The sequence below is a fragment of the Blautia sp. HA9023 genome (genome assembly GCF_056504095.1).
On record NZ_JBWLUR010000010.1, the window covers coordinates 315,973 to 340,420 of the forward strand.

General features: G+C 45.9%; 25 protein-coding genes. 6 read left to right on the forward strand and 19 right to left on the reverse strand.

All coding sequences use genetic code 11. From position 1 onward, the window contains the following. Nucleotides 1-67: 67 nt before the first annotated feature. From AC04Q6_RS16935 to AC04Q6_RS16945, 3 genes are read right to left on the reverse strand one after another with little or no spacing between them, the layout of a single operon-like run. Nucleotides 68-691: a manganese catalase family protein gene (locus AC04Q6_RS16935; RefSeq protein WP_015527157.1), complete on the reverse strand. Its 624-nt coding sequence runs from the start codon at nucleotides 689-691 to the stop codon at nucleotides 68-70. A 2-nt stretch (nucleotides 692-693) separates the two neighbouring features. Then, the gene (locus tag AC04Q6_RS16940) at nucleotides 694-972 is read right to left on the reverse strand and encodes a spore coat protein CotJB (RefSeq protein WP_118062144.1); all 279 of its coding nucleotides are present in this window, start codon (nucleotides 970-972) and stop codon (nucleotides 694-696) included. Further along, entirely contained in the window at nucleotides 972-1,343 is a 372-nt protein-coding gene (locus AC04Q6_RS16945) for a spore coat associated protein CotJA (protein ID WP_242996956.1), read from the reverse strand. Before AC04Q6_RS16945 ends, AC04Q6_RS16940 begins: the two co-directional genes overlap by 1 nt. Nucleotides 1,344-1,587: 244 nt before the next feature. Here AC04Q6_RS16945 and trkA point away from each other — a divergent pair, with 244 nt between their 5' ends. Continuing rightward, nucleotides 1,588-2,946, forward strand: a complete 1,359-nt coding sequence (gene trkA, locus AC04Q6_RS16950; RefSeq protein WP_118071054.1) for a Trk system potassium transporter TrkA — start codon at nucleotides 1,588-1,590, stop codon at nucleotides 2,944-2,946. A 12-nt stretch (nucleotides 2,947-2,958) separates the two neighbouring features. Next, a complete protein-coding gene (locus AC04Q6_RS16955) occupies nucleotides 2,959-4,398 on the forward strand; it encodes a TrkH family potassium uptake protein (protein ID WP_118062142.1) in 1,440 nt (479 codons plus the stop codon). 292 nt (nucleotides 4,399-4,690) lie between these two features. Here AC04Q6_RS16955 and AC04Q6_RS16960 read toward each other — a convergent pair whose 3' ends face one another. From AC04Q6_RS16960 to AC04Q6_RS16985, 6 genes are all read right to left on the reverse strand, one after another. Further along, nucleotides 4,691-5,614, reverse strand: coding sequence for a radical SAM protein (locus tag AC04Q6_RS16960; protein WP_021977221.1), 924 nt, complete (start codon nucleotides 5,612-5,614; stop codon nucleotides 4,691-4,693). A gap of 9 nt (nucleotides 5,615-5,623) precedes the next feature. Continuing rightward, nucleotides 5,624-6,115 (reverse strand): ureidoglycolate lyase, encoded by a 492-nt coding sequence (locus AC04Q6_RS16965; protein WP_118071055.1) that lies wholly within the window; start codon nucleotides 6,113-6,115, stop codon nucleotides 5,624-5,626. A 296-nt stretch (nucleotides 6,116-6,411) separates the two neighbouring features. Next, nucleotides 6,412-6,942, reverse strand: a complete 531-nt coding sequence (locus tag AC04Q6_RS16970) for a EutP/PduV family microcompartment system protein (RefSeq protein WP_021977223.1) — start codon at nucleotides 6,940-6,942, stop codon at nucleotides 6,412-6,414. Between the two features lie 18 nt (nucleotides 6,943-6,960). Next, on the reverse strand, nucleotides 6,961-7,392 hold the full coding sequence (locus AC04Q6_RS16975) for a BMC domain-containing protein (RefSeq protein ID WP_021977224.1): 432 nt from the start codon (nucleotides 7,390-7,392) through the stop codon (nucleotides 6,961-6,963). Between the two features lie 11 nt (nucleotides 7,393-7,403). Further along, on the reverse strand, nucleotides 7,404-7,769 hold the full coding sequence (locus tag AC04Q6_RS16980) for a BMC domain-containing protein (protein ID WP_021977225.1): 366 nt from the start codon (nucleotides 7,767-7,769) through the stop codon (nucleotides 7,404-7,406). Between the two features lie 362 nt (nucleotides 7,770-8,131). Further along, nucleotides 8,132-8,635, reverse strand: coding sequence for an NUDIX hydrolase (locus AC04Q6_RS16985; protein ID WP_021977226.1), 504 nt, complete (start codon nucleotides 8,633-8,635; stop codon nucleotides 8,132-8,134). 320 nt (nucleotides 8,636-8,955) lie between these two features. Between AC04Q6_RS16985 and AC04Q6_RS16990 the strand changes: the two genes are divergently transcribed. From AC04Q6_RS16990 to aroD, 3 genes are all read left to right on the forward strand, one after another. Then, entirely contained in the window at nucleotides 8,956-10,953 is a 1,998-nt protein-coding gene (locus AC04Q6_RS16990) for an oxidoreductase (RefSeq protein ID WP_476389789.1), read from the forward strand. A gap of 191 nt (nucleotides 10,954-11,144) precedes the next feature. After that, nucleotides 11,145-12,023 (forward strand): shikimate dehydrogenase, encoded by an 879-nt coding sequence (locus tag AC04Q6_RS16995; RefSeq protein WP_021977228.1) that lies wholly within the window; start codon nucleotides 11,145-11,147, stop codon nucleotides 12,021-12,023. A gap of 31 nt (nucleotides 12,024-12,054) precedes the next feature. Beyond that, the gene (aroD, locus tag AC04Q6_RS17000) at nucleotides 12,055-12,816 is read left to right on the forward strand and encodes a type I 3-dehydroquinate dehydratase (protein ID WP_021977229.1); all 762 of its coding nucleotides are present in this window, start codon (nucleotides 12,055-12,057) and stop codon (nucleotides 12,814-12,816) included. A 239-nt stretch (nucleotides 12,817-13,055) separates the two neighbouring features. Here the strand turns inward: aroD and AC04Q6_RS17005 are convergent, their stop codons facing one another. From AC04Q6_RS17005 to AC04Q6_RS17025, 5 genes are all read right to left on the reverse strand, one after another. Continuing rightward, nucleotides 13,056-14,447, reverse strand: a complete 1,392-nt coding sequence (locus AC04Q6_RS17005; RefSeq protein ID WP_021977230.1) for a SulP family inorganic anion transporter — start codon at nucleotides 14,445-14,447, stop codon at nucleotides 13,056-13,058. 237 nt (nucleotides 14,448-14,684) lie between these two features. Next, on the reverse strand, nucleotides 14,685-15,884 hold the full coding sequence (locus tag AC04Q6_RS17010; protein WP_118062140.1) for an MFS transporter: 1,200 nt from the start codon (nucleotides 15,882-15,884) through the stop codon (nucleotides 14,685-14,687). Between the two features lie 5 nt (nucleotides 15,885-15,889). Continuing rightward, on the reverse strand, nucleotides 15,890-16,771 hold the full coding sequence (gene aroE / locus AC04Q6_RS17015; protein WP_021977232.1) for a shikimate dehydrogenase: 882 nt from the start codon (nucleotides 16,769-16,771) through the stop codon (nucleotides 15,890-15,892). Between the two features lie 160 nt (nucleotides 16,772-16,931). Beyond that, on the reverse strand, nucleotides 16,932-18,857 hold the full coding sequence (locus AC04Q6_RS17020; RefSeq protein ID WP_118071056.1) for an oxidoreductase: 1,926 nt from the start codon (nucleotides 18,855-18,857) through the stop codon (nucleotides 16,932-16,934). A gap of 18 nt (nucleotides 18,858-18,875) precedes the next feature. Then, nucleotides 18,876-19,715 (reverse strand): sugar phosphate isomerase/epimerase family protein, encoded by an 840-nt coding sequence (locus tag AC04Q6_RS17025; protein WP_118062138.1) that lies wholly within the window; start codon nucleotides 19,713-19,715, stop codon nucleotides 18,876-18,878. A gap of 283 nt (nucleotides 19,716-19,998) precedes the next feature. Here AC04Q6_RS17025 and AC04Q6_RS17030 point away from each other — a divergent pair, with 283 nt between their 5' ends. Further along, entirely contained in the window at nucleotides 19,999-20,907 is a 909-nt protein-coding gene (locus tag AC04Q6_RS17030; protein WP_021977236.1) for a LysR family transcriptional regulator, read from the forward strand. Between the two features lie 149 nt (nucleotides 20,908-21,056). On the opposite strand, the gene AC04Q6_RS17035 is transcribed toward AC04Q6_RS17030, so the two are convergent. The 5 genes from AC04Q6_RS17035 to AC04Q6_RS17055 form a co-directional block, all read right to left on the reverse strand. Continuing rightward, nucleotides 21,057-21,845 (reverse strand): shikimate kinase, encoded by a 789-nt coding sequence (locus AC04Q6_RS17035; protein WP_021977237.1) that lies wholly within the window; start codon nucleotides 21,843-21,845, stop codon nucleotides 21,057-21,059. 483 nt (nucleotides 21,846-22,328) lie between these two features. Further along, complete coding sequence (locus AC04Q6_RS17040) at nucleotides 22,329-23,228, reverse strand: LysR family transcriptional regulator (protein WP_021977238.1); 900 nt, start codon at nucleotides 23,226-23,228, stop codon at nucleotides 22,329-22,331. A gap of 79 nt (nucleotides 23,229-23,307) precedes the next feature. Continuing rightward, nucleotides 23,308-23,979 (reverse strand): YkgJ family cysteine cluster protein, encoded by a 672-nt coding sequence (locus AC04Q6_RS17045; RefSeq protein WP_021977239.1) that lies wholly within the window; start codon nucleotides 23,977-23,979, stop codon nucleotides 23,308-23,310. Further along, a complete protein-coding gene (locus tag AC04Q6_RS17050) occupies nucleotides 23,979-24,278 on the reverse strand; it encodes a DUF6483 family protein (protein WP_476389790.1) in 300 nt (99 codons plus the stop codon). The genes AC04Q6_RS17045 and AC04Q6_RS17050 overlap by 1 nt, the downstream gene beginning before the upstream one ends. Further along, nucleotides 24,217-24,360, reverse strand: coding sequence for a hypothetical protein (locus tag AC04Q6_RS17055; protein ID WP_476389792.1), 144 nt, complete (start codon nucleotides 24,358-24,360; stop codon nucleotides 24,217-24,219). The genes AC04Q6_RS17050 and AC04Q6_RS17055 overlap by 62 nt, the downstream gene beginning before the upstream one ends. Nucleotides 24,361-24,448 lie beyond the last annotated feature (88 nt).

Sequence of the window (24,448 nt, forward strand, 5' to 3'; positions counted from 1 at the left end):
CTGCCGGCTGTGCAGCTCTTTTTATTTCAGATATGATTCCTGTCAGACAGATTTTTTCTCTGATCCATCACTCTTCACAGGAGGCTTTGCACGGAGCATCAAAGCTCGGGTTAAAGGCATAGAAATTTTTGGCATCCAGCTGCTCCTGCACGGATCTCAGTGCTTCACCGAAACGCTGGAAATGGACTACCTCTCTTGCCCGAAGGAAACGGATGGGATCTGCAACCTCCGGGATATTTTTCACCACCCGGAGGATATTATCGTAGGTGGAGCGTGCCTTCTGTTCTGCTGCCAGATCTTCAAACAGATCCGTGATCGGATCACCCTTACTCTGGAATTCGCAGGCATTAAAGGGCACTCCACCTGCAGCCTGCGGCCAGATTCCCACCGTGTGGTCAATATAATACGGCCCAAGTCCGCTGTTCTCGATTTCTTCCATAGAAAGATCCTTTGTCAGCTGATGGACAATGGTGGATACAATTTCCAAATGAGCTAATTCTTCCGTTCCCACATCATTCAGCACCGCCGCGACCATCCGGTTCGGCGCAGTAAATCTCTGGGAAAGATACCTCATGGAAGCGCCTATTTCGCCATCGGGACCGCCGTACTGGCTAGAGATGAACTGTGCCAGTTTTGCATTGGGCGTTTTGATATTTACAGGATACTGGAGTCTTTTTTCATAATTCCACATAACTATCTGCACCCTCCTTCCTGTTCCCACGGAAACGGCTGCTCCATCCACTGCCAGGAGTTAAGATTGCTGTCGTTTCCGGTATCGATGGTCAACGGACCATAAAGTTTTGCATATTTTTCCAGAAGTTCATTTCTTCTGGCAGAAAGTTCGCTGAAATACTCCAGCGCCCGTTTTTCCCCTGGATGTGTATCCAGGAAAAGAAGAAGATCATCAATAGCAAAACTTACCTGATCAATGGACTGTAACAGTTCTTTTTTTGAAGTACAGTTTCCGGACATCATCTACGGCCTCCTCTCCTGCCGCAGAACGGCTTGCAAAGCTCAGGAAAGATTGTTCCAACCTGAAGCGCTTTTTTCAGCTCAAACGTAGGCGCAAATTCCTGGCATGGCACATAAGCCATTGCCGGAACCAGATGTTTAAGATGCGAATACATCTCCTGGTCAGCGCTGTTTCCGGTTCCCGGCATTTTGCATCCACAGGTTTCCTTCGGCATATTTTTCTTCATGCTGTTGCAATGGTTCCCGTTCTGGCTGCCGTGATTTGCCATATCTGAAGATGAACAATCGTTCCGGGCTGCCATCCCGCCATTCATCCCACAGGTATACTGATATGGCCGGCAGCCCGAACGATTCATCTGAAATCGGTCCATAAGCGAAATCCTTTCATTCATGATCACGCTATATTTTATGACAGTTTTTTAAACTTGTGAAAACCGTAATGTCCACTTTCCTTCACATATATCTATCTTTCTACCATTTTTTTCTATATATACAGGAAAATATTACTGTTTAAAAATCAGATATACAATGCTATAATATCCTTGCCTATCTTTACACGGATGGGCGCTTTTACTTATGATTTGTAGCCCTGACCGGCTATTGAAGGAGGAAATTATGCAGGTAATTATTGTAGGCTGCGGAAAAGTCGGTAGAAATCTTGCAGAGCAGCTTCAGGCAGAGGATATTGATATCACTCTTGTCGACGTTATCGCCGACAAGATCAATGATCTCTGCGAAAATATCGACGCTATGGGAATCGTCGGTAACGGTGCCAGCATCAATACTTTAATGGAGGCAGGTGTTGATACTGCAGATATCCTGATCGCAGTTACCGCTTCTGACGAGCTGAACCTTCTCTGCTGTCTGATCGCGCAGAAGGCCAACCACTGCCAGACTATCGCCCGCGTCCGTAACCCCATTTATGAAAAAGAAATCGGCTTCATCAAAGAACGTCTTGGTGTTACCATGATCATTAATCCGGAGCTTGCCGCTGCCCAGGAAATTTCACGGCTTCTCCGTTTTCCATCTGCGATCAAGATTGACACCTTTGCTCGTGGCCGTGTAGAACTTCTCAAGTTTAAAGTTCTCCCGGAATTCAAGCTGGACGGAATGAGCGTTTCCCAGATCTCAGATGCTTTCCGAAGTGATATTCTGGTCTGCGCGATTGAAAGCCGTGACAATGTATCCATTCCTGGTGGTGATCACATTATACACGACGGAGATATGGTTTCCATTCTGGCCTCTCCGCTTAATGCAGCGGCATTTTTCCGTAAGATCGGTCTCAAGACCAATCAGGTCAAAAACTGTATCATTGTAGGTGGTGGAACCATTTCCTACTATCTTGCACACGCACTTCTTGATATGAAGATCGGTGTCAAGATTATCGAGCAGAACAAAGACCGCTGCGAACACTTAAGCGAACTGCTTCCAGACGCAACTATCATCAATGGTGACGGAACAAATCGTTCTCTCCTTCTTGAAGAGGGACTGACAGAATCTGAATCCTTTGTCACCCTGACCAATCTGGATGAGGAGAATGTTTTCCTTGCACTCTTTGCAAAGAGTATTTCCGATGCCAAGCTGGTTGCCAAAGTCAACCGTCTGGAATTCGATGATGTCATTGACTCTCTGGATATCGGAAGCGTCATCTATCCGAAGAATATTACCGCCGACTACATTCTGCAGTATGTCCGTGCCACCCAGAACAGTATCGGAAGCAATGTGGAAACGCTTTATCACATTCTGGACAACAATGCAGAAGCACTGGAATTTGCCATCCGCGAGGAATCTGCCGTAACGGACATTCCTCTTGCAGAACTGAATCTCCGGAAGAACCTTCTGGTGGGATGCCTGAACCGCAACGGCCGCATCCGCATTCCCCGTGGTCAGGATACCATTCAGGTAGGCGACACGGTCATCATTGTAACCACTCACAAAGGCCTCCGTGACATCACAGACATACTTGCAAAATAGAGGTACTGAAAAATGAATTATTCAATTATTGTTTATATCCTGGGATGGATCATGAACGTGGAAGCAGTCTGCATGTTGGTTCCCAGTATCACAGCCCTTATCTACCGTGAAAAAGCCGGAATCGCCTTTGTGATCACAATTCTGGCATGCCTGGCGATCGGTGTTCCACTGGTCAGCCGCAAACCGTCCAAGAAAGCGTTTTACGCCCGTGAAGGCCTTGTGACTACTGCTTTAAGCTGGATCGTCCTCAGTATTGTCGGTGCTGTGCCGTTTGTGCTCAGCGGGGCTATCCCGAATCCCATTGATGCTTTTTTTGAGATTGTTTCCGGTTTCACTACAACCGGTTCCAGTATTCTCTCCGATCCATCACAGATGCCTTACAGCATCAATATCTGGAGATGTTTTTCCCACTGGATCGGTGGTATGGGTGTTCTGGTATTTATCCTGACACTGCTTCCGCTTGCAGGTGGCTATCATATGAACCTTATGAAGGCAGAAAGCCCCGGTCCTTCCGTAGGAAAGCTTCTTCCAAAAGTCCAGTCAACTGCCAAGATCCTGTACAAGATCTACATTGCACTCACTGTTGCACTGATCATCCTCCTGCTTCTTGGGGGGATGCCTCTTTACGACAGTCTCTGTGCAGCATTTGGAACTGCCGGAACCGGTGGGTTCGGAATCAAATCCGACAGTATGGGAAGTTACAGCTTATATATTCAGATCGTCATCACTATCTTTATGATCCTGTTTGGCGTAAACTTCAATGTCTATTTTCTTCTTCTCACCAGGAAGTTTTCTCAGGCATTGAAATCTGAAGAGGTCCGCTGCTATTTCTTTGTGATCATCGCTTCTGCCCTGATGATCACTTTCAACGTCCGGCATCTGTTTGACAATGTGTGGGAAGCACTTCAGCAGGCATTTTTCCAGGTTGGTTCTATTATCACCACCACCGGTTATGCCACTACGGATTTTAACCAGTGGCCTGCGGTATCCAGGACGATCCTGGTACTGCTTACCTTCTGTGGTGCCTGTGCCGGCAGTACAGGCGGCGGAATCAAGATTTCCCGTCTTCTGCTTCTTGCAAAATCCGTCCGCAAGGAACTGCATCTTTATCTGCATCCCAATGCGGTAAAAAAGATCAAAATGGACGGAAAAGCGGTATCACACGAAGTAATGCGTGCCACCAATATTTATATGATTGTTTACCTTATGCTGATGGCCGTATCTATTTTTCTCATCAGTTTTGACGAATTTGACCTCGTGACAAACTTCACTGCTGTAGCAACTACACTGAACAATGTAGGCCCCGGTCTTTCCCTGATCGGCCCTACCGGAAACTTCGGAATCTTTTCTCCCCTGTCCAAACTGGTTCTCTCTTTTGACATGCTTGCCGGACGACTGGAGCTGTTCCCGATTCTGATTCTTTTCCTTCGGGAAACCTGGAAAAAATTCTGATAAAAAATATAACCGGAGAAACATGGGTTTTCCCATTTCTCCGGTTTTTGTTTCCCGCCGCCCTCGATCGGACATTCGCGGATCTCTTTCACTTTTTACTCATATCCATTTCACTGCAAGCATATTTTGTCATATTTGCGTCATAAATCGCATTTTTTCACATTTATTTCAAATCTTAGTCACACTTTCTTCACATTTTTCCTGTATATTATTAGCCATAGAAGGCGATGAGCTTTCTATAATATTTTTCTTTTTCATACGCGCCGGTACGAAAGTACCGGCCTCCTTCCATTTATGGGGTATTTTTTTTCACCCCTTCATAATCGAATTCCGGAATGAAACTTTCGGAAGCAGTTTCCCCCTCCTGGATAAATCCATTTTGAATTCCCATATCTACCGCAGCATCCAGAACTTTTTCATATTCCCGCTTTGTTACTTTTCTGTTCAGCTCTTTAAACTTTTCAAATTTTCTTACTGGTGTATACTGGTTCATGATGCTGATATAAATATTTTCTCCATAAGTTTCATGAAGGTAGTTCAGAACTTCCCTTGAATTTCTGGTATGTCCCGGCAGGATCAGGTGCCGGACGATCGTTCCCCTTCGGATATAACCATCTGCTCCGAATTCACATGGACCTGTCTGTCTCACCATTTCCGCAACAGCTGCCTTTGCAATATCCGGATAGTCTGCCGCATGAGAATATTTTTCTGCCAGATCTGTTTCCATATACTTCATATCCGGAAGATAAATATCTACATACCCTTCCAGCATTTTCAGTGTTTCAGTCTTTTCGTAACCGCTGGAATTATATACAACCGGAAGATCCATTCCTTCCATACGGGCCTGATCCAGCGCCTGAACAATCTGTGGAACATAATGTGCTCCCGTCACCAGATTGATATTGGCGGCACCTTTTTCTTGCAATTCCAGAAAAATTTCACTTAAACGCTCTACCGTTACCGCCAATCCTCTGCTTCCAATGGCAATATCATGGTTCTGACAGAAGCAGCACCTCAGTCCGCAACCGGAAAAAAACACTGCCCCGGATCCTTTCTTTCCGGAAATACAAGGTTCTTCCCACATATGAAGTGCCGCTCTCGCAAGATAAACCGTTTTATCTTCCCCGCAGAATCCTTTTTTACCGGCATTTCTGTCTACATGACAGTCTCTTGGACAGAGACTGCATGCAGACATGATTTCTTCAGTTTCACTCATAAAATTCCCTCAGTCTGTCACGATCTTAAACCAGTCCTTCTCCTCAAACTCCACCACTGTACAGTCGTTTGCACAAGTGCATTCCGGCAAAATGATCATGGCGTGGAGTACTTCATTGTTTGCCGGCAGAGGGCATAAGTGCCAGATTGCAGCGTTGATCTTTACCATGGAACCTTTTGGTACGAGGAATGCTTTTGCGAGCTGTGGGACAGGGGTTCCGGCGGATGCAGGGGCTACGTGGATGATCATATCGTCGTCCAGCGCTACGATACCTTCCCAGGTGGTTGTGTGATACTCTGCACATTTTACGATCCGATCGTCCTTTTTTACTTCGATGGGTGAAAATGCTATGCTGCCCATGGCTGTTCCGGAAATGCGGTCCGGATAGAATTTGTGGATCTCGCCCTGAAGTGGATATCCGTCGGGATGAGTCATGTCATAAAATGTTCCGTATGGCGCGAATTCCTCTTTTGTGATGGTCACTGCTTTTACTTCTCTCATAATATATATACCTTCTTTCTTTGTAATTTCCCATTATAGAAAAAATCTTATATCAGGCATTCTCTTTTTGTTATTCAATGTATTAATTAACCGAATCAGGGAAGTCCCCTGCAGGATTGTGAAAAACAATCATCCGCTGGTGGAGACTTATTACAAAAAAATGCAGAACATCCATCCAGCCATGTTCTGCATTTAATTTCTTAATTATCTGTAAGTCAAGCGGATAAAATCATCCGCATTCGTTACTTGCTCATAACCGAATAACTGCTTGATCCGGTTAATGTCATGTCCCAACCTTACCGTATCGATTCCGGATATTCCACTCCCTCCGGCATGGGATCCCATTCATTCAGTCCAAGACTCTGCTTGAATTTCGCCTGTTCCAGTGTAAGCTTTGGAAGATCATCTTTCAGATAATCCATCAGCTCACTGATTCCTTCTCTTGTTTTATTGTTTACCATGAAGATTCTCTCACAGCCCATGTTCTCCATCCACTGTCTGACCATGGGGATATTTGCATGGGGAGAATCCACCTTGGTGATGATCCCGATCAGCGGGCGGAGAAGGAAATTCCTGCTTCCGTCACTGAACAGGTTAAATGGCTCATTAGCCGCCTGTACAATGGCGATCACATCTGCCTCAAAAGAGAAACAGGCTAGCCCCACGCTGAAATGCTTGGACTCCGCATATTCTCCCGGTGAATCAATGGTATCTTCATTTGTGTTGGTATACTGGGTTTTATGATAATGAAGTTCTTCCCCTTTAAGTGCCTGTGTCAGGGATGTCTTGCCGGCTTCACTTCGACCCATCAGAAAAATTTTTTTCATTTATTATCCCGTCCTGCCTCAGCTTCTGTGGATCTCACAGACATCAAACTTCAATGTCTCATGGAAAAAACGCACCACTTCTTCCACAGCTGTCATCACTTCCGTAAAACCGCCTGTCAGAATCAGCGTTCCACAGAAACGATCCATAAATCCTACTTCCACGTGAGCTGCCTTCACTGCAACATCTGCCGCAACTACGATCGCCTCCCAGGGTGTGACTCTGACCATACCGATCGCATCTCCTCTATGGTCCTCGCCTTCATGAACACCGATATGTAACGCAAGATTCTCATAGACAGATTTATCACTTGGTGTAAAAACATGTGCAAAAGAAAGCTCTTTTCCAGGTACACGCACCCGGGTCAGTCGAAGTCTTTTTCCCTTAAGGTTCTCATAATCATCATGAAACAGCCGCTCCAGCAGTTCTTCCTTCGTTATCCTTTCTTCCATGGTGCACTTCCTTATCTCTTGGTGATCTTGCAAACCACATATCCCAGGGTATCACGGAAATAGTCCACGATTTCTTCCATTGCTGTCTGCACATCGGAAATCTCTCCCGTTATGATCAGAGTTCCTGTAAAACGGTCTGCAAAACCAAGATATACATTACCACTCTTCACTGCGATATCGGATGCGATCACAGCAGACTCGGAAGGTGTCATATTCATGATTCCGATCGCAGATGATCCATAGTCCACCTGTGGATTCAGTCCAAGCTTCTGATATATGATCGGTGCCGGACCACCCATGATATGGGCAAATGTGATCTCCTTACCGGCTACGGTCTCCTGTACGATTCTGATCTGGTCTTTATGTTCATCTGCCATGATGATTCCTCGCTTTCAAAAATTTCGTAATATGGCATTGTCAAAATCAATACCATAGTTTTTTCAATCGATTTAATATTCGATAAGCCGGATTTTGTTCATCCGGCTTACAATTTCCCTACGATAAATTTTACTATTTATCCATTTTAATGTCAATACAATTCTTCTAAAACAAGGCAGAAAACAACGTTTTTAAAAATAAAAATCCACAGAAAACAACACTTGTTTTATATCTGTATAGAAAATCAGTCAGAAATTCTTATATTTCCCATTGCCACGATCATCGTTTTGCTCTCACACAAACAGTAAGCAACTTTCAGCAGGACCCAGACACAGCTTAAGTTCATCATACTCAGCTTCTCTCAGAACTCAAATGCCCTCTTAATGCTGTCATAATGCAGGAATTTTCCCTCAGCCGCAAACGCCCTGATCTGATCCAGAGTTGCAAACATATATCCGTCTGTTTCTTCAGTCTGAAGTTCCAGATCCTTATCCTGCACATCCATCACAAAACGGTACACATCCACAAAATAATTATCTCCCTCACCAGGATTCTCTCTTTTATAGGTAAAAAGATATCCTCCCTCTGCCTCTCTTACATCCAGTCCTGTCTCTTCTTTTACTTCACGGAGCACTGCCTCCCTGGATCCCTCACCTGCCTGGGCAGCGCCACCGGAAACTTCCCACCAGCCCGGAGCCCAGGCTTTTGTCATCACACGTTTGGTGATCAGAAAGGTTTTATCCGGCCTTGCAACCACGCCAAGGACTGTCAGATGATATTCTCCATCTTTCAGACACCAGTCATTCCGTTTCATGGTACGTCCCGTCGGTTTCTTATCTGCATCGTAAATATCCCAGAATTCCATTTTTCTATCTCCTGTCTTTATACAGTACACGGTAATACGATCTTATATTTAACCACCTGCAGCAGCAAATATAAATTACGGATATCTGCCCCGTCTCCCCGCATTCTGTATCTTTTTTATTTGTTATGATAACACGCTAAAGTCCTGTATGTAAACCCTGGAATCCTGCACTATTTTCCAGTCACTTTCCATCCGCTAAAAATCTATAGATTATTTTTATTATATTACTGGTATTATGAATTAGTTTTATAGATATTTTTGTTATATAATTAACACAAACAAACGATTCTATTAAAAAATAACCAGGGAGGTTTTTCCAGATGAAGAATGATTATCCGCATATTTTTTCCCCTTTAACCGTTAAAAATATGACTATTAAGAACCGTATTGTTATGATGCCGATGGGTACCAACTACGGTGAGCAGAACGGCGAAATGAGTTTTCTTCATATCAACTACTATGAGCAGCGTGCAAAGGGTGGCACAGGCCTCATTATCGTAGAGAACGCAAGCATCGATTCCCCGCAGGGTTCCAACGGTACTACCCAGCTTCGTATCGATCATGACAACTATCTTCCACGTCTTTTCAAATTCTGTGAGAACATCCACAGATATGGAACAAAGATCGCGATCCAGATCAACCATGCAGGAGCTTCCGCAATTTCTTCCAGGATCAACATGCAGCCGGTTTCCGCATCTGATGTTCCGTCAAAAGAAGGCGGCGAGATCCCGCGTCCTCTTTCCAGAGAAGAGATCCTTCACATTGTAAAGAAATACGGCGAGGCTGCAAAACGTGCACAGACAGCCGGTTTTGACGCAGTAGAGATCCACGCAGGACATTCCTACCTGATCAGCCAGTTCCTTTCCCCGATCACAAACAAGCGTACCGACGAGTTCGGCGGATCTGTTGAGAACCGTACCCGTTTCTGCCGCATGGTCATCGACGAGGTAAGAAAACAGGTCGGACCATTCTTTCCGATCATGCTCCGTCTCAGTGCAGATGAGCTGATGGAAGGTGGAAACACACTTGATGATACTCTGGAATATCTGGATTACCTTCAGGAAGAAGTTGATATCTTCGACGTTTCCTGCGGTCTCAACGGTTCCATCCAGTACCAGATCGACGCAAACTATCTTCCGGATGGATGGCGTTCCTACATGGCAAAAGCTGTAAAAGAAAAATTCAACAAACCGTGTATTTCCATGGGTAACATCCGTGACCCGAAAGTTGCCGAGAGAATCCTCGCTGACGGCGACGCAGATCTTATCGGTATGGGACGCGGCCTTATCGCTGATCCTGCATGGGTAAACAAAGTTGCCACAGGGCATGAGTGCGATCTCCGCAAATGTATCTCCTGTAACGTTGGATGCGCCGGAAACCGTATCGGTGTAAACCGTCCGATCCGCTGTACCGTAAACCCGTCTGTTCTTGAGGGCGATGTATATAAGAAACTGCATGTAAACAAAAACTGCAACGTGGTTGTTATCGGCGGTGGTACTGCCGGACTGGAAGCTGCCTGCACAGCCGCAGAGGTTGGCTGCAACACCTTCCTTCTGGAAAAAGGCAGCGAGCTTGGCGGACTTGCATCTCTGATCTCAAAAATCCCTGCAAAGAACCGTCTGGCTGATTTCCCGCACTATCTCATGCACCGCGCAGAGCAGCTTGAGAACCTTTATATCTTCACAAATACAGAAGGAACACCGGAGAACATTCGCAAGTTCCATCCGAATATCATCGTAAGTTCCACCGGTTCCGCTCCTCTTCTGCCTCCGATCGCAGGACTGAAGGATCGTATTGACAACGAGGACTATAATATTTATTCTATTCTTGGTATGATCAACCACATTAATGATTTTCCAAAGGATCTGGAAGGCAAAAAAGTCGTTGTCGTAGGCGGCGGTGCTGTAGGTCTTGATGTTGTGGAATTCTTCGCAGACAGAAATGCAGACATCTCTATCGTTGAGATGATGGATCAGATCGGACGTGACCTTGATCCGGTAAGCAAGAACGACACAAAGGCCATGATGAAAAAACACAATGTACATCAGCTTACAAAAACTGCTCTCCTTGAGGTTAAGGATTCTTCCTTCCTTGTAAAAGGTGACGGCGAGCCTTATGAGCTTCCATTTGAATACGGTTTCGTATGTCTCGGAATGAGAGCCCAGGGACAGCTTTACCAGAGCCTTGCAGAAGAATTTTCTTCTGAGGATGTTGAGATCATGAACATCGGCGACAGCCAGAGAGCAAGAAGAATCATTGACGGTACCCAGGAAGGACGTAACATCCTTACCATTCTCGAGGAGAGAGGATACCTTTAATATCATCGCTATAACCTCCTGACGGGCATTTTCATATGTTATAAAGTCCGCTCCACGGAGTGTCTATAGATTTTCCACGTCTTCCTCCCGCTGCAGCCGTCCGAAGAACATCCGCAACTTCTTCAGACTGATGTGGCGGGAGGTTTTAAAAAAGTTACCCAAGATTTTTACCAATGAGAGGAGTTATTACCATGTCAGAAAGAATCACAGGACACACAGAGCTCATCGGTCTTATGGCTTATCCGATCCGTCACTCCAGCTCTCCTGCCATGCAGAACGAAGCTTTTGCAAAGCTTGGCTATGACTATGCATACCTTGCATTTGAAGTTGGCGCAGATGAGATCGAGGATGCTGTAAAAGCCATCCGTACTCTGAAAATGAGAGGTTCCAACGTTTCCATGCCGAACAAGACTCTGGTAGGCCAGTACCTTGACGAGCTTTCACCGGCAGCAGAAATGTGCGGTGCTGTAAACACCATCGTCAATGATCACGGCCATCTTACAGGCCACATCACAGATGGCATCGGATTTATGGCAGCACTGAAAGACAACAACATTGACGCCATCGGAAAGAAAATGACCATCGTAGGCGCAGGCGGTGCTGCTACTGCTATTGAGATCCAGGCTGCACTTGACGGTGTAGGCGAGATCGTGATCTTTAACCGTAAGGATGAGTTCTGGGACCGTGCCGTATCTACTGTTGAAAAGATCAACACAAGAACATCCAGCCACGCAGTTCTCTATGATCTCTCCGACCTTGACCAGCTGAAAAAAGAAATGGCTGACAGTTATATTTTTGTAAATGCCACAGGCGTTGGAATGAAACCGCTGGAAGGCCAGTCCGTTGTCCCGGATAAATCTTACTTCCGTCCGGAGCTTATCGTTGTTGACGTACCATACTCCCCTCTTGAAACCACTATGCGTTCCATGGCAAAGGAAGTTGGCTGCAAGACAATGAACGGCCTTGGCATGATGCTTTTCCAGGGCTCCGCTGCATTTGAACTGTGGACCGGCGAGCCGATGCCGATCGAGCATATGAAAGAGATTCTTAATATCAGATACGATGACTGATAAAATCCCATCCGTATCGGAAAGGACCATTATGAAAACAGTTCAGGTAAGAAATATCACAATCGGAGAGGGCAGACCGAAGATCTGTGTCCCGATCGTTGGACAGACAAAGGAGGATATCCTTCTTGAAGCAGGAACCTTCGAAAGAATCCCGGTGGATGTTGTAGAATGGCGTGTGGACTGGTTCGAGAATGTTTTTGACACAGACAAAGTTCTTGATGTGGCAAAAGATCTCCAGACCGTTTTAAAGGACACTCCGATCCTCTTTACCTTCCGTACTGCAAAGGAAGGCGGAGAAAAAGCAATCTCCAGCGAAGATTACAAAGCCCTCAACATGGCTGTTGCAAAAAGTGGCTATGTAGATTTCATTGATGTAGAAGCCTTCACAGGCGAAGAGATCGTAAAAAGCATGATCCAGGAAGCTCACAGCTATGGCGTAAAAGTCATCGCTTCCAACCATGATTTTGATGCAACTCCTGAGAAAGATGAGATCGTGCGCCGTCTCCGCATGATGCAGGATTATGGCGCAGATATCCCGAAGATGGCTGTTATGCCTAAGAGCAAACAGGACGTACTTACCCTTTTAAGTGCAACACTGGAAATGTCCGAGCAGTTCGCCGACCGCCCGATCATTACCATGTCCATGGCAGGAACCGGTGTTGTCAGCCGTCTCACTGGCGAAACCTTTGGTTCCGCCCTTACCTTCGGTGCCGCTACAAAAGCTTCCGCACCGGGGCAGATCAATGTCAACGAGCTTGAACAGGTTCTTGACATTATCCACAAAAGCCTGTGATCCTGTAACCTCCCATTGAAAGGATCTACGGCTTCGTTTAAGAAAGAACGTGAATTATAGACCAATTTTAATCCCAATTAATGTAACAAATTTAACCAAATAGCAAATGCGGATGATTTTATCCGCTTTAATCCCATAATAGCAAATCTATTTTGTAACAAAAACAAATCTCATGACAAAAATAGGAACTGCGCTGACCCATCCAGTGCAGTTCCTATTTTCTTTTATCGCTTTACTTATTATTTCTCAGTTTTTTCCTCAATGACATTTTCCTGTGATTTTTTCCTTGGGTCCCAGTTGGAAAGGAAGATATTCAGTCCGAAACCAACAGCCAGAGCCCATGCAGATGCCCATGCAGTTCCCTGGGTTGCAAGGACAGCAGCCATAACACCTGCGATCATCTTGTCACGGTCTGTCTTACAGTAATCCATACCGATCCTTGCACAGACAAAGGCCTGGAACATCAGAGTGATGGAAGAACCAACTCCGAAGATCGGGCGGAAGAAACTTACAACTGGAATGATCAGCACACTTAAGAAAGTTGCAATACGGAAGGACGCCATACCGCCAAGAAGAGACTTCATGGCTTTCTTTCCTTCTTTGTAACGGATGGAGACAGATACGGTCATGCCAACCCATAACGGACCGGAAAGGGGCGGGAACGGTGCGATGATGGAAAGAATCAGATTTCGAAGTCCGCTGACCAGGTTGGAACGGCTGGAATTGAAATCAATGTACTCATCATCTCTGGACTGACGTGCCTCAGTAACCAGGGTTTCTGTGGTAACAAAATCACCAAATGCGATAACATAGCATACAAGTGCCAGAGGAAGCGCTTTGATAAACATGGAAAGCGGCGGGATTCCCACACCGAAAATACTTACCTGTGAGATGATCTCTTTAAACTGCGGGATCTTGATAAAAGTTCCAATCTCTAATCCCGGTTTGTCCAGCTCCCCCACAAGAAGGCCAACTACCATGGCGATCAGATACGGGAAAAGGTTTCCATAGCGGGCAACAAGATCCAGAAATTTATTGTTCTTTCTCTTCTCCTGGTATTTATCCGAAAAACTGATCAGGATCAGAAGGCCAACACCTGCGACGATCGCCAAGGGATATTTGTGCATATTGCCGCCCTCTCCCAGCTGACCTGCCATAACCGTAACCGGCGCTGCAAGAAGGATTCCACCCTTGACGGAATCCGGTACAGCATGGACAAATTTATCCGCAAGTTTGGTAACGCCCATAAATATGAACACAAGACCAACCAGCATCTGCAGGGCGATCATTGCCTGGATACGCTCTTTTCCCAGGGGAAAGCCTTCCAGAAATACGATAGTCAGCGGAAGGGTCGGCGTGATCCATCCGGGAACTACCGGATCGCCAAGTAAACTGTGTAGCATATACAGCATGGTCTCTATGATGACACAGCTCCATGCCAGCTCATAAGGCAGTCCCAGATACTGTTCCAGATAAGGGACAGCCGCAAGTGCCGTAACGCCAAGGATCAGGCCCTGGATAAATTCTACGGACTCAAGTTTGTAATGAATAAAGGGAAGACGAACCTGAAATGGCCCAAACGGAATGTAGGGCAGTTCGTTTTCTCTTCTCTGTCTTGCTGCACGCGCCATAACGATTCTCCTTTGTCAGTTTTTTTGATAATACATATATAGTATCTTTTGTTCTGGAAGTTTGTTAATTAACAAACATTTCCAGAAACATCAAAGTCCAATCCGGGAATTGTTCCCGAATTGGAACTTTATTTTGTACAGATTCCGTCATCTTCGTCCGAATCCATACAATGATTGTTACGGTTCACTCCGTGACCTGCGAACCGTAACTGATCATTCACTTATTTCCACCCTGTCTCAGGCTTCTTTTCCACGGTTCATCTTGACAAACAGTGCAAGAAGGATTCCAATGAATGTCACTGCCATGTTAAGAAGCAGGATCATTCTCGGAGCGCTGGTTCCGGCAGTCTTTGTAATGTAACCTGCCAGTGTCAGGATGGTATAGTTTGCAACGCTGGATGCGATCATAACCATGGATGTTGCAGTTCCCTTGTTCTCCGGGAAGAATTCAGCGGTTGTGGAAACTGCCAGCTGCAATACACCGCCTGCGCCCGCGAAACCGATGACAAATCCACCGATGAGGCAGATAGTCGGGTTCTGGATAAAATAGCACAGTCCCAGCATGATAAAGGAAATCAGCGGATAGATGATCAGGATATTGATCTCTTTCAGTCCTTTTTTGATAAATACAGAGGAACACAGGATCGCTGCAAAAGTTCCAACTGCATAGAAGGACTGGATCTTGGAAGGATCACTTAAATTATAAAGTTTTCCAAGCTCCTGGTTACAGTTCAGCCACAGCATGAATGTGGAAGAACTTGTAAATCCAATGAGGATCGCTGCAATTGCCGCAGGAGTGATCTTTAACTTTGTTTTCTCTTTCTTTTCTGCACCTGTTGTATTTCTGTCCGGGAATGGCAGGAACAGGATCAGGATTCCATCGATGAAGATTGCAGCACCTGCAACGATAAAGATGGTTCTGTAGGACATATTAGCCGCTGCTACGAATCCGATGAGGAACGGAAGCAGGAACTGACTGATACACATGGAGAATTTTGTAAACAGGTTCGCCACAGAAGGATTGTTTACATAGATTTCCATGCATGTAGGGCTTACACAGGTATCCAGGAAAGAGTTTGCGATACCACCTACAATGGCAAAGGCATAGGCAACGCCCATAGACGGAGCAAATGCGATTCCCATAAAGTATGCTGCATAGCAGATCACACCAATGATTCCACTTAATCTGCGTCCGAATTTGTCGGACAGGGGACCGGAAAACGGAAGGGAGATCAGTCTTCCAAGTCCCAGTGCAGCGATTACGGATACTACCATGCTGACATCCATAGTTCCGTCACTTAAAGCCTTTGCTCCCCAGTGAGCCGCAAGCTCCGGCTTGTACTGGCCCATGATGGAAGCTCCGATTCCGTGAATGAAATATGTAAAATACAGCGCGATAGAAGTAATTACCAAATTTTTCTTACCTGTCTGGCTCATGATTCTTATTTCCCTTCGTTCTCAGCCTGGAATTTCTGGTACTCATCTGTAGGCATCTCAAGTCCTGTGTACAGTTTATAGGACTCAGCGCCCTGCCACAGAAGCATTCCTTTTCCGCCTACTGCAAGTTTTACGCCTGCTTCTTTTGCCTCTTTTACCATTCTTGTCTCTGCAGGATTGTATACGCAGTCAGCAACGACAAGATCTTTGTGGAACATGGATTTGTCAACCAGAGTAAGGTCATCGTGTGGTTTCATTCCTGCAAGTGTTCCGTTTGCAAGAATGTCTGCGTTTGCGATCTCTTCTCTCAGTTTGTCCTGATCGTCCAGGCAGTATACGCTTACTTTGCAGTCCGGTACTTCTTTTGCAAGCTTCTCTGCTGTTCCTTTTGCTCTTTCAAGGAACGGGTCATCCGGATTGAAGATCGCGATGGATGCTGCTCCGTCAAGGGCACACTGTACAGTAAGAGCTGTAGCTGCTCCGCCTGCTCCTAAGACTACCATCTTTTTGCCTTTTACGTCAACGCCGTGCTCTTTTAAGTTGCGGACAAATCCGATACCGTCTGTGATATGTCCTACAAGTTTTCCATCCTCATTCACAATGGTGTTTACAGCGCCGATGATCTTTGCTGCCGGTGAAAGCTCGTCTACACACTGAGCTACTTTGTTCTTGCAAGGCATGGTTACGTTGCATCCTCTCATTTTGAAAAGGCGCATTGCATCAAGAGCTGCCGGAACCTGATCCTCTTTGATATCGAATGCCATGTAAGCATAGTCCAGGTTATGGTACTGGAAGCTGAAGTTGTACATAGCCGGTGATCCGGAGTGTCCTACCGGACTTCCGATCAGCGCGAGTAAACCAGTTGTTCCTTTAATTCTCTGTTCCATTTCTTTTTTCCTCCTGCATTCTCTCCTTGCAGCCACCGGATGTTTTCTCCGGTGCCTGTCAGGATGTTTCTTTTATTTTTCTTCTGTCCTGTTTATTGGACAATTATTTTCTTGTGTATTGATACGATCCGGTGCCTGACGCTGTCAGGCGGATATCCCATCAGAGTCTGGAAGCTACCTCATAAGCCTCTTTTGTTGCATCCAGTGCACGTCTTGCACGGATGGCATCTCCGATCACGTGTGTCTCAGGTACAAGATCTTTGATCTTTTCTTCAAGTGGATTGTAATTGCGGAATCCCATGGAAAGGATAACGGAATCATATCCTCTTGTCTCATGACGTACTCCGTCAGCTGTCTCGTACTCTACACCGTCTTCATAGAATTTGCATACCTTTGCTCCGGTGATCTCTTTGATTCCGTAGTCCTCGAAATCTTTCATGAGATAGACTCTGTGCTCATGGATCACGTCTGCACCTACGGTATCACGGAACTCGATCACCGTTACATCATGCTCCTGCTCGCCCAGGAATGCAGCGGTCTCACATCCTACCATTCCACCGCCCACAACAAGAACTTTTTTGCCTGCTGGTCTCTTTCCGTCCAGAAGATCAGAACCGTGGATGATGGCCGGATTGTCGATTCCCTCGATAGGAAGGATCAGAGTCTTGGAACCCGTTGCGATGATCACACTGTCCGGTTTCTCCTCTTTGATAAGCTCCGGAGTTACCTCACAGTTCATCACGATCTTCACGCCGTCTTTCTGGCAGCGGTGGATATAGCTGCGGATCATGTTTGTGATATCACCTTTTCCTGGTGGATAAGCCGCAAGTCTCATGTTTCCGCCGAGAACATCTCCTGCTTCATAAAGTGTTACTTCGTGTCCTTTCTCTTTTGCGATAAATGCAGCGCAAAGTCCTGCAACACCACCGCCGATCACCATAACTTTCTTCGGATTCTCTGTCTTAGCAATTGGCTCTGCCTCATGTCCAAGGAACGGGTTGGTCAGACAGCAGATCGGGTTTCCTGCATACATGTTTGCAACACATCCCTGAAGACAGGCGATACATGGAGTCATATCCTCCAGACGCTCTTCCAGTGCTTTTTTCGGCATAGCAGGATCTGCAAGGCTCTGACGGCCAAATGCTACAAGGTCTGCTCTTCCTTCTTTTACCATCAGTTCTGCAAACTGTGGCTCTGTATAACGTCCGACTGTGATCACCGGAATGTTTACCGCACGTTTGATCTCCTCAACCTCTGATGCGGAGAATCCACCATGGATAACCGTCGGTGCCCACATAAATTCATCTTTGATATGAACGGCACGGGATACGTGGATGGCATCCAGTCCGCAGCTTTCCAGGTATGCTGCGATCGCCGCGCTGTCATGGATGTCAAGGCCGCCTGGAACCTCATCTGCACAGTTGATTCTTGCAAGGATCGCAATCCTGCCCTGTGTTGTTTTCTTGATCTCCTCAATGATCAGGCGTGAGAAACGCATGCGGTTCTCAAAGCATCCGCCAAACTCATCCACTCTCTTGTTTGTTCTTGGAGAGAGGAATGTGCTTACCAGATAGCCGTGTGCCATATGGATCTCAACAGCATCTGCACCTGCTTCCATGGCTCTTCTTGCTGCCTCGCCATATCCTTTGATCAGCTCATAAACTTCCTCTGTTGTAAGCTGTTTCGGAATGTCACGTCCACATACAGACGGGATGCTGGTTGCTGCTGTGATCGGTGCTCCTGCGTTCTTTGCATTTCCTTCCGGACCTGCATTCTGAAGCTGGATGGAAACTTTTGCACCTTCCACATGGCATCCGTCAATAACTTTGCGGAAGCTCTCGATGGTAGAATCATCATAGAGACATGGTTTACGCGGGCCGCCTTTTGCGCCTTTGTGAACGACGGTAGCCTCGATAGTGATCAGGCCAAATCCGCCTTTTGCTCTTTCCTTATAATATGCAGCGGACTGCTCGCTCATAGTTCCGTCTGTATTTGCAAAGTTATTTCCCATTGGCGGAACAACGAAACGGTTTTTTACGGTCATAGGGCCGATCTCGATCGGCTGAAACATCGCATTGAATTTCATGTGGGTTCTCCTTTCTGATTAAAGTACCTCTGGCCAGGCTTCTTCCAGTACCTTCTTTGTGTTCTCGTATGTATGTTTTGCAGCATACTCGATACCTTTTTCAAGGTTTGCATCGCTGATAACCTCTACGCCGATAGCGTTTGGTTTAATTCCTTTTTCACGGATCATTTTCACGAACGGTACGGTTGTTCCGATTCCGGTTCCAGGAGCAAGGCGGTCATGCATGGACTCATCTCTTAAGATAGTTGTCGCATATGGTCTTTCCCATACATCGTTGATCTGGATGGATACGATCTTATCTGCCGGGATTCCCTCAAGTACAGAAAGTTCGATCGGCTGGTTTGCTCTTACCCAGTGCCATGTATCGAGGATCAGTTTTGCATTCTCGCAGTCAGCAGCTTTTACAACAGCCCAGCCTTTTTTTACATCCGGGATTCCGCTGTATGGCATTGGCTCAACGCCGATGATGTATTTGCCAGCTCTCTGGCAGAGCTCACGAAGTTTCTGTGCTGTATACTCCACAGAATAGTTCTCCATCAGTCCACAGTTGATCTGTTTTACGTTAAATAATTCACACATATGGAAGCAGAGCTGTTCTTTGTATTTCTGCTCGTAGGAACGATGCTCCTCTGCCCACTGTACGATATACTCAACCTCTGTTACCTTCATGTCATATTTATCCAGGATTGCCAGGATATCCTTATCGAAAAGTCCCTCATTCAGGGCATCTACGTAGGTTTCCGCTCTCAGGCCGATTCCCTCATAGCCAGCTTCTTTGGCAGCTTTTACACGGTCCTCAAATTTGCACTGATCCCCAAGTGTCCAGGAACTGATTGTAATTGGAAATTCTTTTGACATGATAACTCCTCCTGAAAATATAAATAATTTTTTTAGGTTTTTTTTAATTATTTTGTATCTTTTTTCTATAAGCATTATATAACTTCGTTAAATACAAAACAAATTGATTGTACCAGGAGAATTCATAGATTTTATCAATATATCGTGGTATACTATATAAAAACATTTTCACTGTACTGCCACCGTCACAGCAGTCAGACCGGCAATTCCTTCTGATCATCCGACTTCACTGGAATCTGCCTGAATAAAACATTCAGCTAAACTTACGAAAGGAGCTTCGAAAATGAACCTGTATCATCTTCGTTATTTCGTGACACTGGCGCATCTGGAACATTACACGAAAGCTGCTGATGTTCTGGCGATCACACAGCCCAGTTTAAGTCATGCGATCTCTTCCCTGGAGGAAGAACTTGGAGTGAAATTATTTGAAAAAAACGGACGGAATGTTTCTCTCACCAAATATGGCAAGACTTTTCTGGGAGATGTGGAAGAAACCCTGAACCGGCTGGATTCCTCTGTAAACGGCCTCCAGCTTGCAGGAAAAGGAGAAGGGCAAATTGATGTGGCTTTTCTCAGGACCCTTGGAGTTGATTTTGTGCCGAAGATCATCCGCAATTTTCTCACCGCCAACGAAGGAAAACAGATCAATTTCAATCTGTTCTGTGACAAGGTTCTTACCGGCGATATCCTTACCGGGCTGAAAGAGAAGAAATATGATATCGGCTTCTGTTCCAAATTTGATGACGAACCGCTGATCGAGTTTATCCCGGTTGCCAAACAGGACCTGGTGGTTATTGTTCCGCCCGGCCATCCTCTTGCGGAGAAATCCGAGATCCATCTGGAGGAAACCCTTCCTTACAAACAGATCATTTTTAAGAAACGAAGTGGGCTCCGCCAGATCATCGACCAGCTGTTTAAGAGTATCGGTCAGTACCCGGATGTGGCCTTTGAGATCGATGAGGACCAGGTTGCCGCAGGATTTGTTGCCAATGATTTCGGCATCTGCATTGCCCCGGATATCCCCATCCTTCATTCTTTGGATCTTAAGATCCTGCCCCTTGTTTCTCCAAGCTGGCAGAGAAATTTCTACATGGCCATGCTGAAAGATGTATACCATCCTCCGGTTGTGGAAGCCTTTAAGAAGTTTGTAATCGAGAAAACATCAAAAGAGATTTTCTATAAAACAAATTAAGAGCTTCGGGAGACCTTCCAAAGGAGATCTCCTGACAGCCAAAAAGACAGCTAAAAAGACAGCTGTCCAATTCCCGTCTTGTTTCTGTACGGTTTATTGGACAGCTGTCCTCTTATTATGTAAGAATATTCTGTTTCTGTAATCAGTAATTATTTATTCGCATCTGCCTCACGAAGTCTGTGGATCATCTCCTCACAGATCTCAAGCTCGCTCTTACCATCGGTCTCAATAACGATGTCGGCTGCTGCCTCGTATTTCGCACGACGTTTCTCCATCAGATCTGCGATGAACGGAACCGTCTTGTTGTTCTCAAGCAGCGGACGGTCATGGTTGTCTTTTACACGCTCCAGGATCGTCTCAGGTTTTGCGGTAAGGAGTACAACACGGCCGTTTTTCTTCATTTCAACAACGTTGCGCTCTCTCATGGGAACACCACCGCCACAGGATACGACAACATTGGACTGAGACTGCATCTCAATGAGAAGGTTTGTCTCAAGCTCACGGAAATACTCTTCTCCGTAAGTCTCAAAGATATCGGAAATGCTCATTCCCTGTCTCTCCACGATACACTGATCCATCTCCACAACATCCATAGCCAGCGCGTTCTTCAGATAATCAGAGATTGTGGATTTCCCTGCGCCCATGAATCCGATCAGGAAAATATTGTAGTTGAAAAGATTTCTGGACTGGATTCTCTTACTGTTCTGTGTGATGCTTGCGAAAACATCATTAACTTCTTTCTTATGGCGTCTGCCTTCCATTCTGGCTTCCAGCCATCCTTTCTGCTTCGCCTCCTGCTCCGGCTGCAGTACCGGAAGATTGTTGGCTTCCTTGTATACCATGATGTCCTCTACGATTCTGTTTCTCATAAGCAGTGCGTCCAGGATGATCTCATCGCACTGTCCAAGGCTCTCTCTTAATACTTCTAACTGGTTCATAACTTCTCCTTTGCTTCGTTCGTTGTATCACGGATTTCCGTCATCACTTTATCACTTTAAACCAAGTGTCTGTTCTTATTATACCAACTGGTCATTTTTATCTCAACCTAAACTTTTATTGAATTTGCACATGTGATTCATAGATATTTTCTATGATTTTTTTCAGGGAATCCTGTCACATATCTTACCGAAGAATGAGCCCTGACACCCGGAATCACACTTCTTCCTCTGCCCTCATAACCAAAATCCTATTGAAATCTACAGTCAAACGGATATTCGCAATCCGCATTCGCTACACAGCTCTACACCGAATAACTGCTTCGCAGTTTATCAGGAGGATCACTCCTCCTGATACAAGCAACTCCCCCCGCTGCTTATTGCTTTTCGCAAGTGAAGCAGGGGACTTCCTTGATTCGATTAAAAAATCTCTGCCCTATTATTACAAAAGCAGAGATTTTTTCATACAATTCTTTCACAGGTATTCTACTGTATCACTTCATAGATCCGGTAATGTTTGAAAATATAATCCCGAAACTGCTCCACAAGAGAACTTGGGTACCGTTTTTTCAACATACCCATGTATATGTAACGGCGGTAATGAAGATTCTCGATATTTAAGATCTTCACAGGCAGAGTATGGATCACCGGCACATCCGGCACGATTCCCACACCGAACCCTTCTGCCACCATTCCCGCGAGGGCGCCATCCTCCTCCACTTCAAAAGCGGTTTCCGGTACGATCCCCTCTTTTTCAAAAAGTTCACGCACCACAAAATACAGCCCACTGGTAGGGGTAAAAGTCACCTGGGGATACTGGCCCAGTTCCTCTATGGTCACTGTATTTTTTCCGGCAAGAGCATGATCTTCCGGTACAACAGCCACCAGTTTTTCTTCCGCTACCGGTACAAAACTGATCTCTTTTTCCCCTTCCGCACGGGAGCAGAAGATCATGTCAAACTTTTCTTCTTTCAGGCCCCGGATCAGGTTCCCGGTAGCTGCATTCTGGAAATGAAAATCAATCTTCTTCCCTTCCTGCTCATCAAGAAACCCACGTACAAGTTCCGGAATAAATCTGCGTCCCTGGGTATGGATATATCCGATGGAAATGCTTCCGCCTGGAATCCTTGCCGCCTCCTGGATCCTCTCCACACCAAGATTCAGGATATGTAAGGAGTCCTGCACATATTTCAGAAACATTTCCCCGTATTTGGTCATGGTCACATTTCTTCCGTGACGCTCAAAAAGTGGAACCTGGAGTTCTTTTTCCAGGTTGGAGATGGCATGGCTGAGGCTTGGCTGTGTAATATCCAGCCGCTTGGCTGCCCTGGTATAATTTTCGATCTGGGCAAGCGTCACAAAATATGTGAGCTGATTTAAGTTCATATGTTAAAAAATCCTTTCTTTCCTCCGCTTAAGAGACTTTCCGGCAGGTAATTCAGCCTGCCTCGCTGCCTGGTCTGTTTCACATACCAAGGCTCAGGAGCTCTTTTCCCGCCGCAAGTCTCTCGTAAAACTGCTCATAAAAATCCCGGTTTCCATCATAAGGTTTCCGATAGAACTGGTTTACCACATACATATTCAGGTTTCGGATCAGGTCACTGTCCTCACTCTCATAGAGAACTTCCTGTACATCCAGAAGAAAATAATGCCAGTCACAGACAAATTTTTCGTAATTTTTGAAATCCGGTGTATCTACCCATTTCCGGACCTTGATCTTACTGCGGCTGGTCTTTTTGCACTCGTGGATCTGAAGGATGTACTTAAATCCACCATCCTCATAATATCTTCCCAGCGGAAACAGGCGGCAGAAACCCGGACGGAAGCTGTGGATGGAGCACCTCCCGTTTCCATCCAGAAATACGCATCGTTCCTCTGCGCCCGCCATCTTAAGATGCGGCAAAATGTTCCCGTCTGTAACGCCAAGTTCGATTTTTCCCGTGAGAAGCTGGTCCGCACTTAAATGAAGGCCCTGGCTTAACCGCCATACATCCAGCGGGTCCAACACAACGGAATCTCCCATTCCCGTACAGCAGTCAAAACAGCCTTTGCAGTCCTGGCAGTCTGCCTTTACCATGTCATTTGCTTCGTATAAACGGCCGTCGGAAATCTCCTCCAGCGTAACTTCCCGCCGCATCAGACCAGAGTCTCCAGTCCGGTAACGCCCCAGTCCTCTGCCAGGCTTTTCACTCCGTCCAGAACCTCTTCTCTGGAGTAACCGTGGTCATCCAGGTAATCTCCGTCCATATCGTTGAGATACAGATAAAACGTAAGGGCAAGTTCCAGATAATCTGGATCATCATCCTCCATATTCATAAGAAGCTCATTTTCCGCTCCGTTGATATCTCCCTCATCAGCAAGTCCGATAACCTTCTTAAAAAGATGATCTGCTTCTGTATAATCTGCCTCTGCTGCCGGAAGTGTATACTGTGGCAATGTCTCCTTTAAGAAGAAGCCTTGTGATCAGTCTTGCGATATCCTGAATATTTCCTGACATTCTGTCATCCTGTAATCCCATATCCGTTTCCTCTCTTTCTGCTGTCCTGTTCTGCCAGATACCTGCTTTCTGACCGGCGCATCTATATCCAAATCTCCGGGTACCTGCT

Bases quoted from the DNA above. Each gene is read 5' to 3' on its own strand.
- AC04Q6_RS16935 (WP_015527157.1), bottom strand. From the start codon at position 691: ATGTGGAATTATGAAAAAAGACTCCAGTATCCTGTAAATATCAAAACG.
- AC04Q6_RS16940 (WP_118062144.1), bottom strand. From the start codon at position 972: ATGTCCGGAAACTGTACTTCAAAAAAAGAACTGTTACAGTCCATTGAT.
- AC04Q6_RS16945 (WP_242996956.1), bottom strand. From the start codon at position 1,343: ATGGACCGATTTCAGATGAATCGTTCGGGCTGCCGGCCATATCAGTAT.
- trkA (WP_118071054.1), top strand. From the start codon at position 1,588: ATGCAGGTAATTATTGTAGGCTGCGGAAAAGTCGGTAGAAATCTTGCA.
- AC04Q6_RS16955 (WP_118062142.1), top strand. From the start codon at position 2,959: ATGAATTATTCAATTATTGTTTATATCCTGGGATGGATCATGAACGTG.
- AC04Q6_RS16960 (WP_021977221.1), bottom strand. From the start codon at position 5,614: ATGAGTGAAACTGAAGAAATCATGTCTGCATGCAGTCTCTGTCCAAGA.
- AC04Q6_RS16965 (WP_118071055.1), bottom strand. From the start codon at position 6,115: ATGAGAGAAGTAAAAGCAGTGACCATCACAAAAGAGGAATTCGCGCCA.
- AC04Q6_RS16970 (WP_021977223.1), bottom strand. From the start codon at position 6,942: ATGAAAAAAATTTTTCTGATGGGTCGAAGTGAAGCCGGCAAGACATCC.
- AC04Q6_RS16975 (WP_021977224.1), bottom strand. From the start codon at position 7,392: ATGGAAGAAAGGATAACGAAGGAAGAACTGCTGGAGCGGCTGTTTCAT.
- AC04Q6_RS16980 (WP_021977225.1), bottom strand. From the start codon at position 7,769: ATGGCAGATGAACATAAAGACCAGATCAGAATCGTACAGGAGACCGTA.
- AC04Q6_RS16985 (WP_021977226.1), bottom strand. From the start codon at position 8,635: ATGGAATTCTGGGATATTTACGATGCAGATAAGAAACCGACGGGACGT.
- AC04Q6_RS16990 (WP_476389789.1), top strand. From the start codon at position 8,956: ATGAAGAATGATTATCCGCATATTTTTTCCCCTTTAACCGTTAAAAAT.
- AC04Q6_RS16995 (WP_021977228.1), top strand. From the start codon at position 11,145: ATGTCAGAAAGAATCACAGGACACACAGAGCTCATCGGTCTTATGGCT.
- aroD (WP_021977229.1), top strand. From the start codon at position 12,055: ATGAAAACAGTTCAGGTAAGAAATATCACAATCGGAGAGGGCAGACCG.
- AC04Q6_RS17005 (WP_021977230.1), bottom strand. From the start codon at position 14,447: ATGGCGCGTGCAGCAAGACAGAGAAGAGAAAACGAACTGCCCTACATT.
- AC04Q6_RS17010 (WP_118062140.1), bottom strand. From the start codon at position 15,884: ATGAGCCAGACAGGTAAGAAAAATTTGGTAATTACTTCTATCGCGCTG.
- aroE (WP_021977232.1), bottom strand. From the start codon at position 16,771: ATGGAACAGAGAATTAAAGGAACAACTGGTTTACTCGCGCTGATCGGA.
- AC04Q6_RS17020 (WP_118071056.1), bottom strand. From the start codon at position 18,857: ATGAAATTCAATGCGATGTTTCAGCCGATCGAGATCGGCCCTATGACC.
- AC04Q6_RS17025 (WP_118062138.1), bottom strand. From the start codon at position 19,715: ATGTCAAAAGAATTTCCAATTACAATCAGTTCCTGGACACTTGGGGAT.
- AC04Q6_RS17030 (WP_021977236.1), top strand. From the start codon at position 19,999: ATGAACCTGTATCATCTTCGTTATTTCGTGACACTGGCGCATCTGGAA.
- AC04Q6_RS17035 (WP_021977237.1), bottom strand. From the start codon at position 21,845: ATGAACCAGTTAGAAGTATTAAGAGAGAGCCTTGGACAGTGCGATGAG.
- AC04Q6_RS17040 (WP_021977238.1), bottom strand. From the start codon at position 23,228: ATGAACTTAAATCAGCTCACATATTTTGTGACGCTTGCCCAGATCGAA.
- AC04Q6_RS17045 (WP_021977239.1), bottom strand. From the start codon at position 23,979: ATGCGGCGGGAAGTTACGCTGGAGGAGATTTCCGACGGCCGTTTATAC.
- AC04Q6_RS17055 (WP_476389792.1), bottom strand. From the start codon at position 24,360: ATGGGATTACAGGATGACAGAATGTCAGGAAATATTCAGGATATCGCA.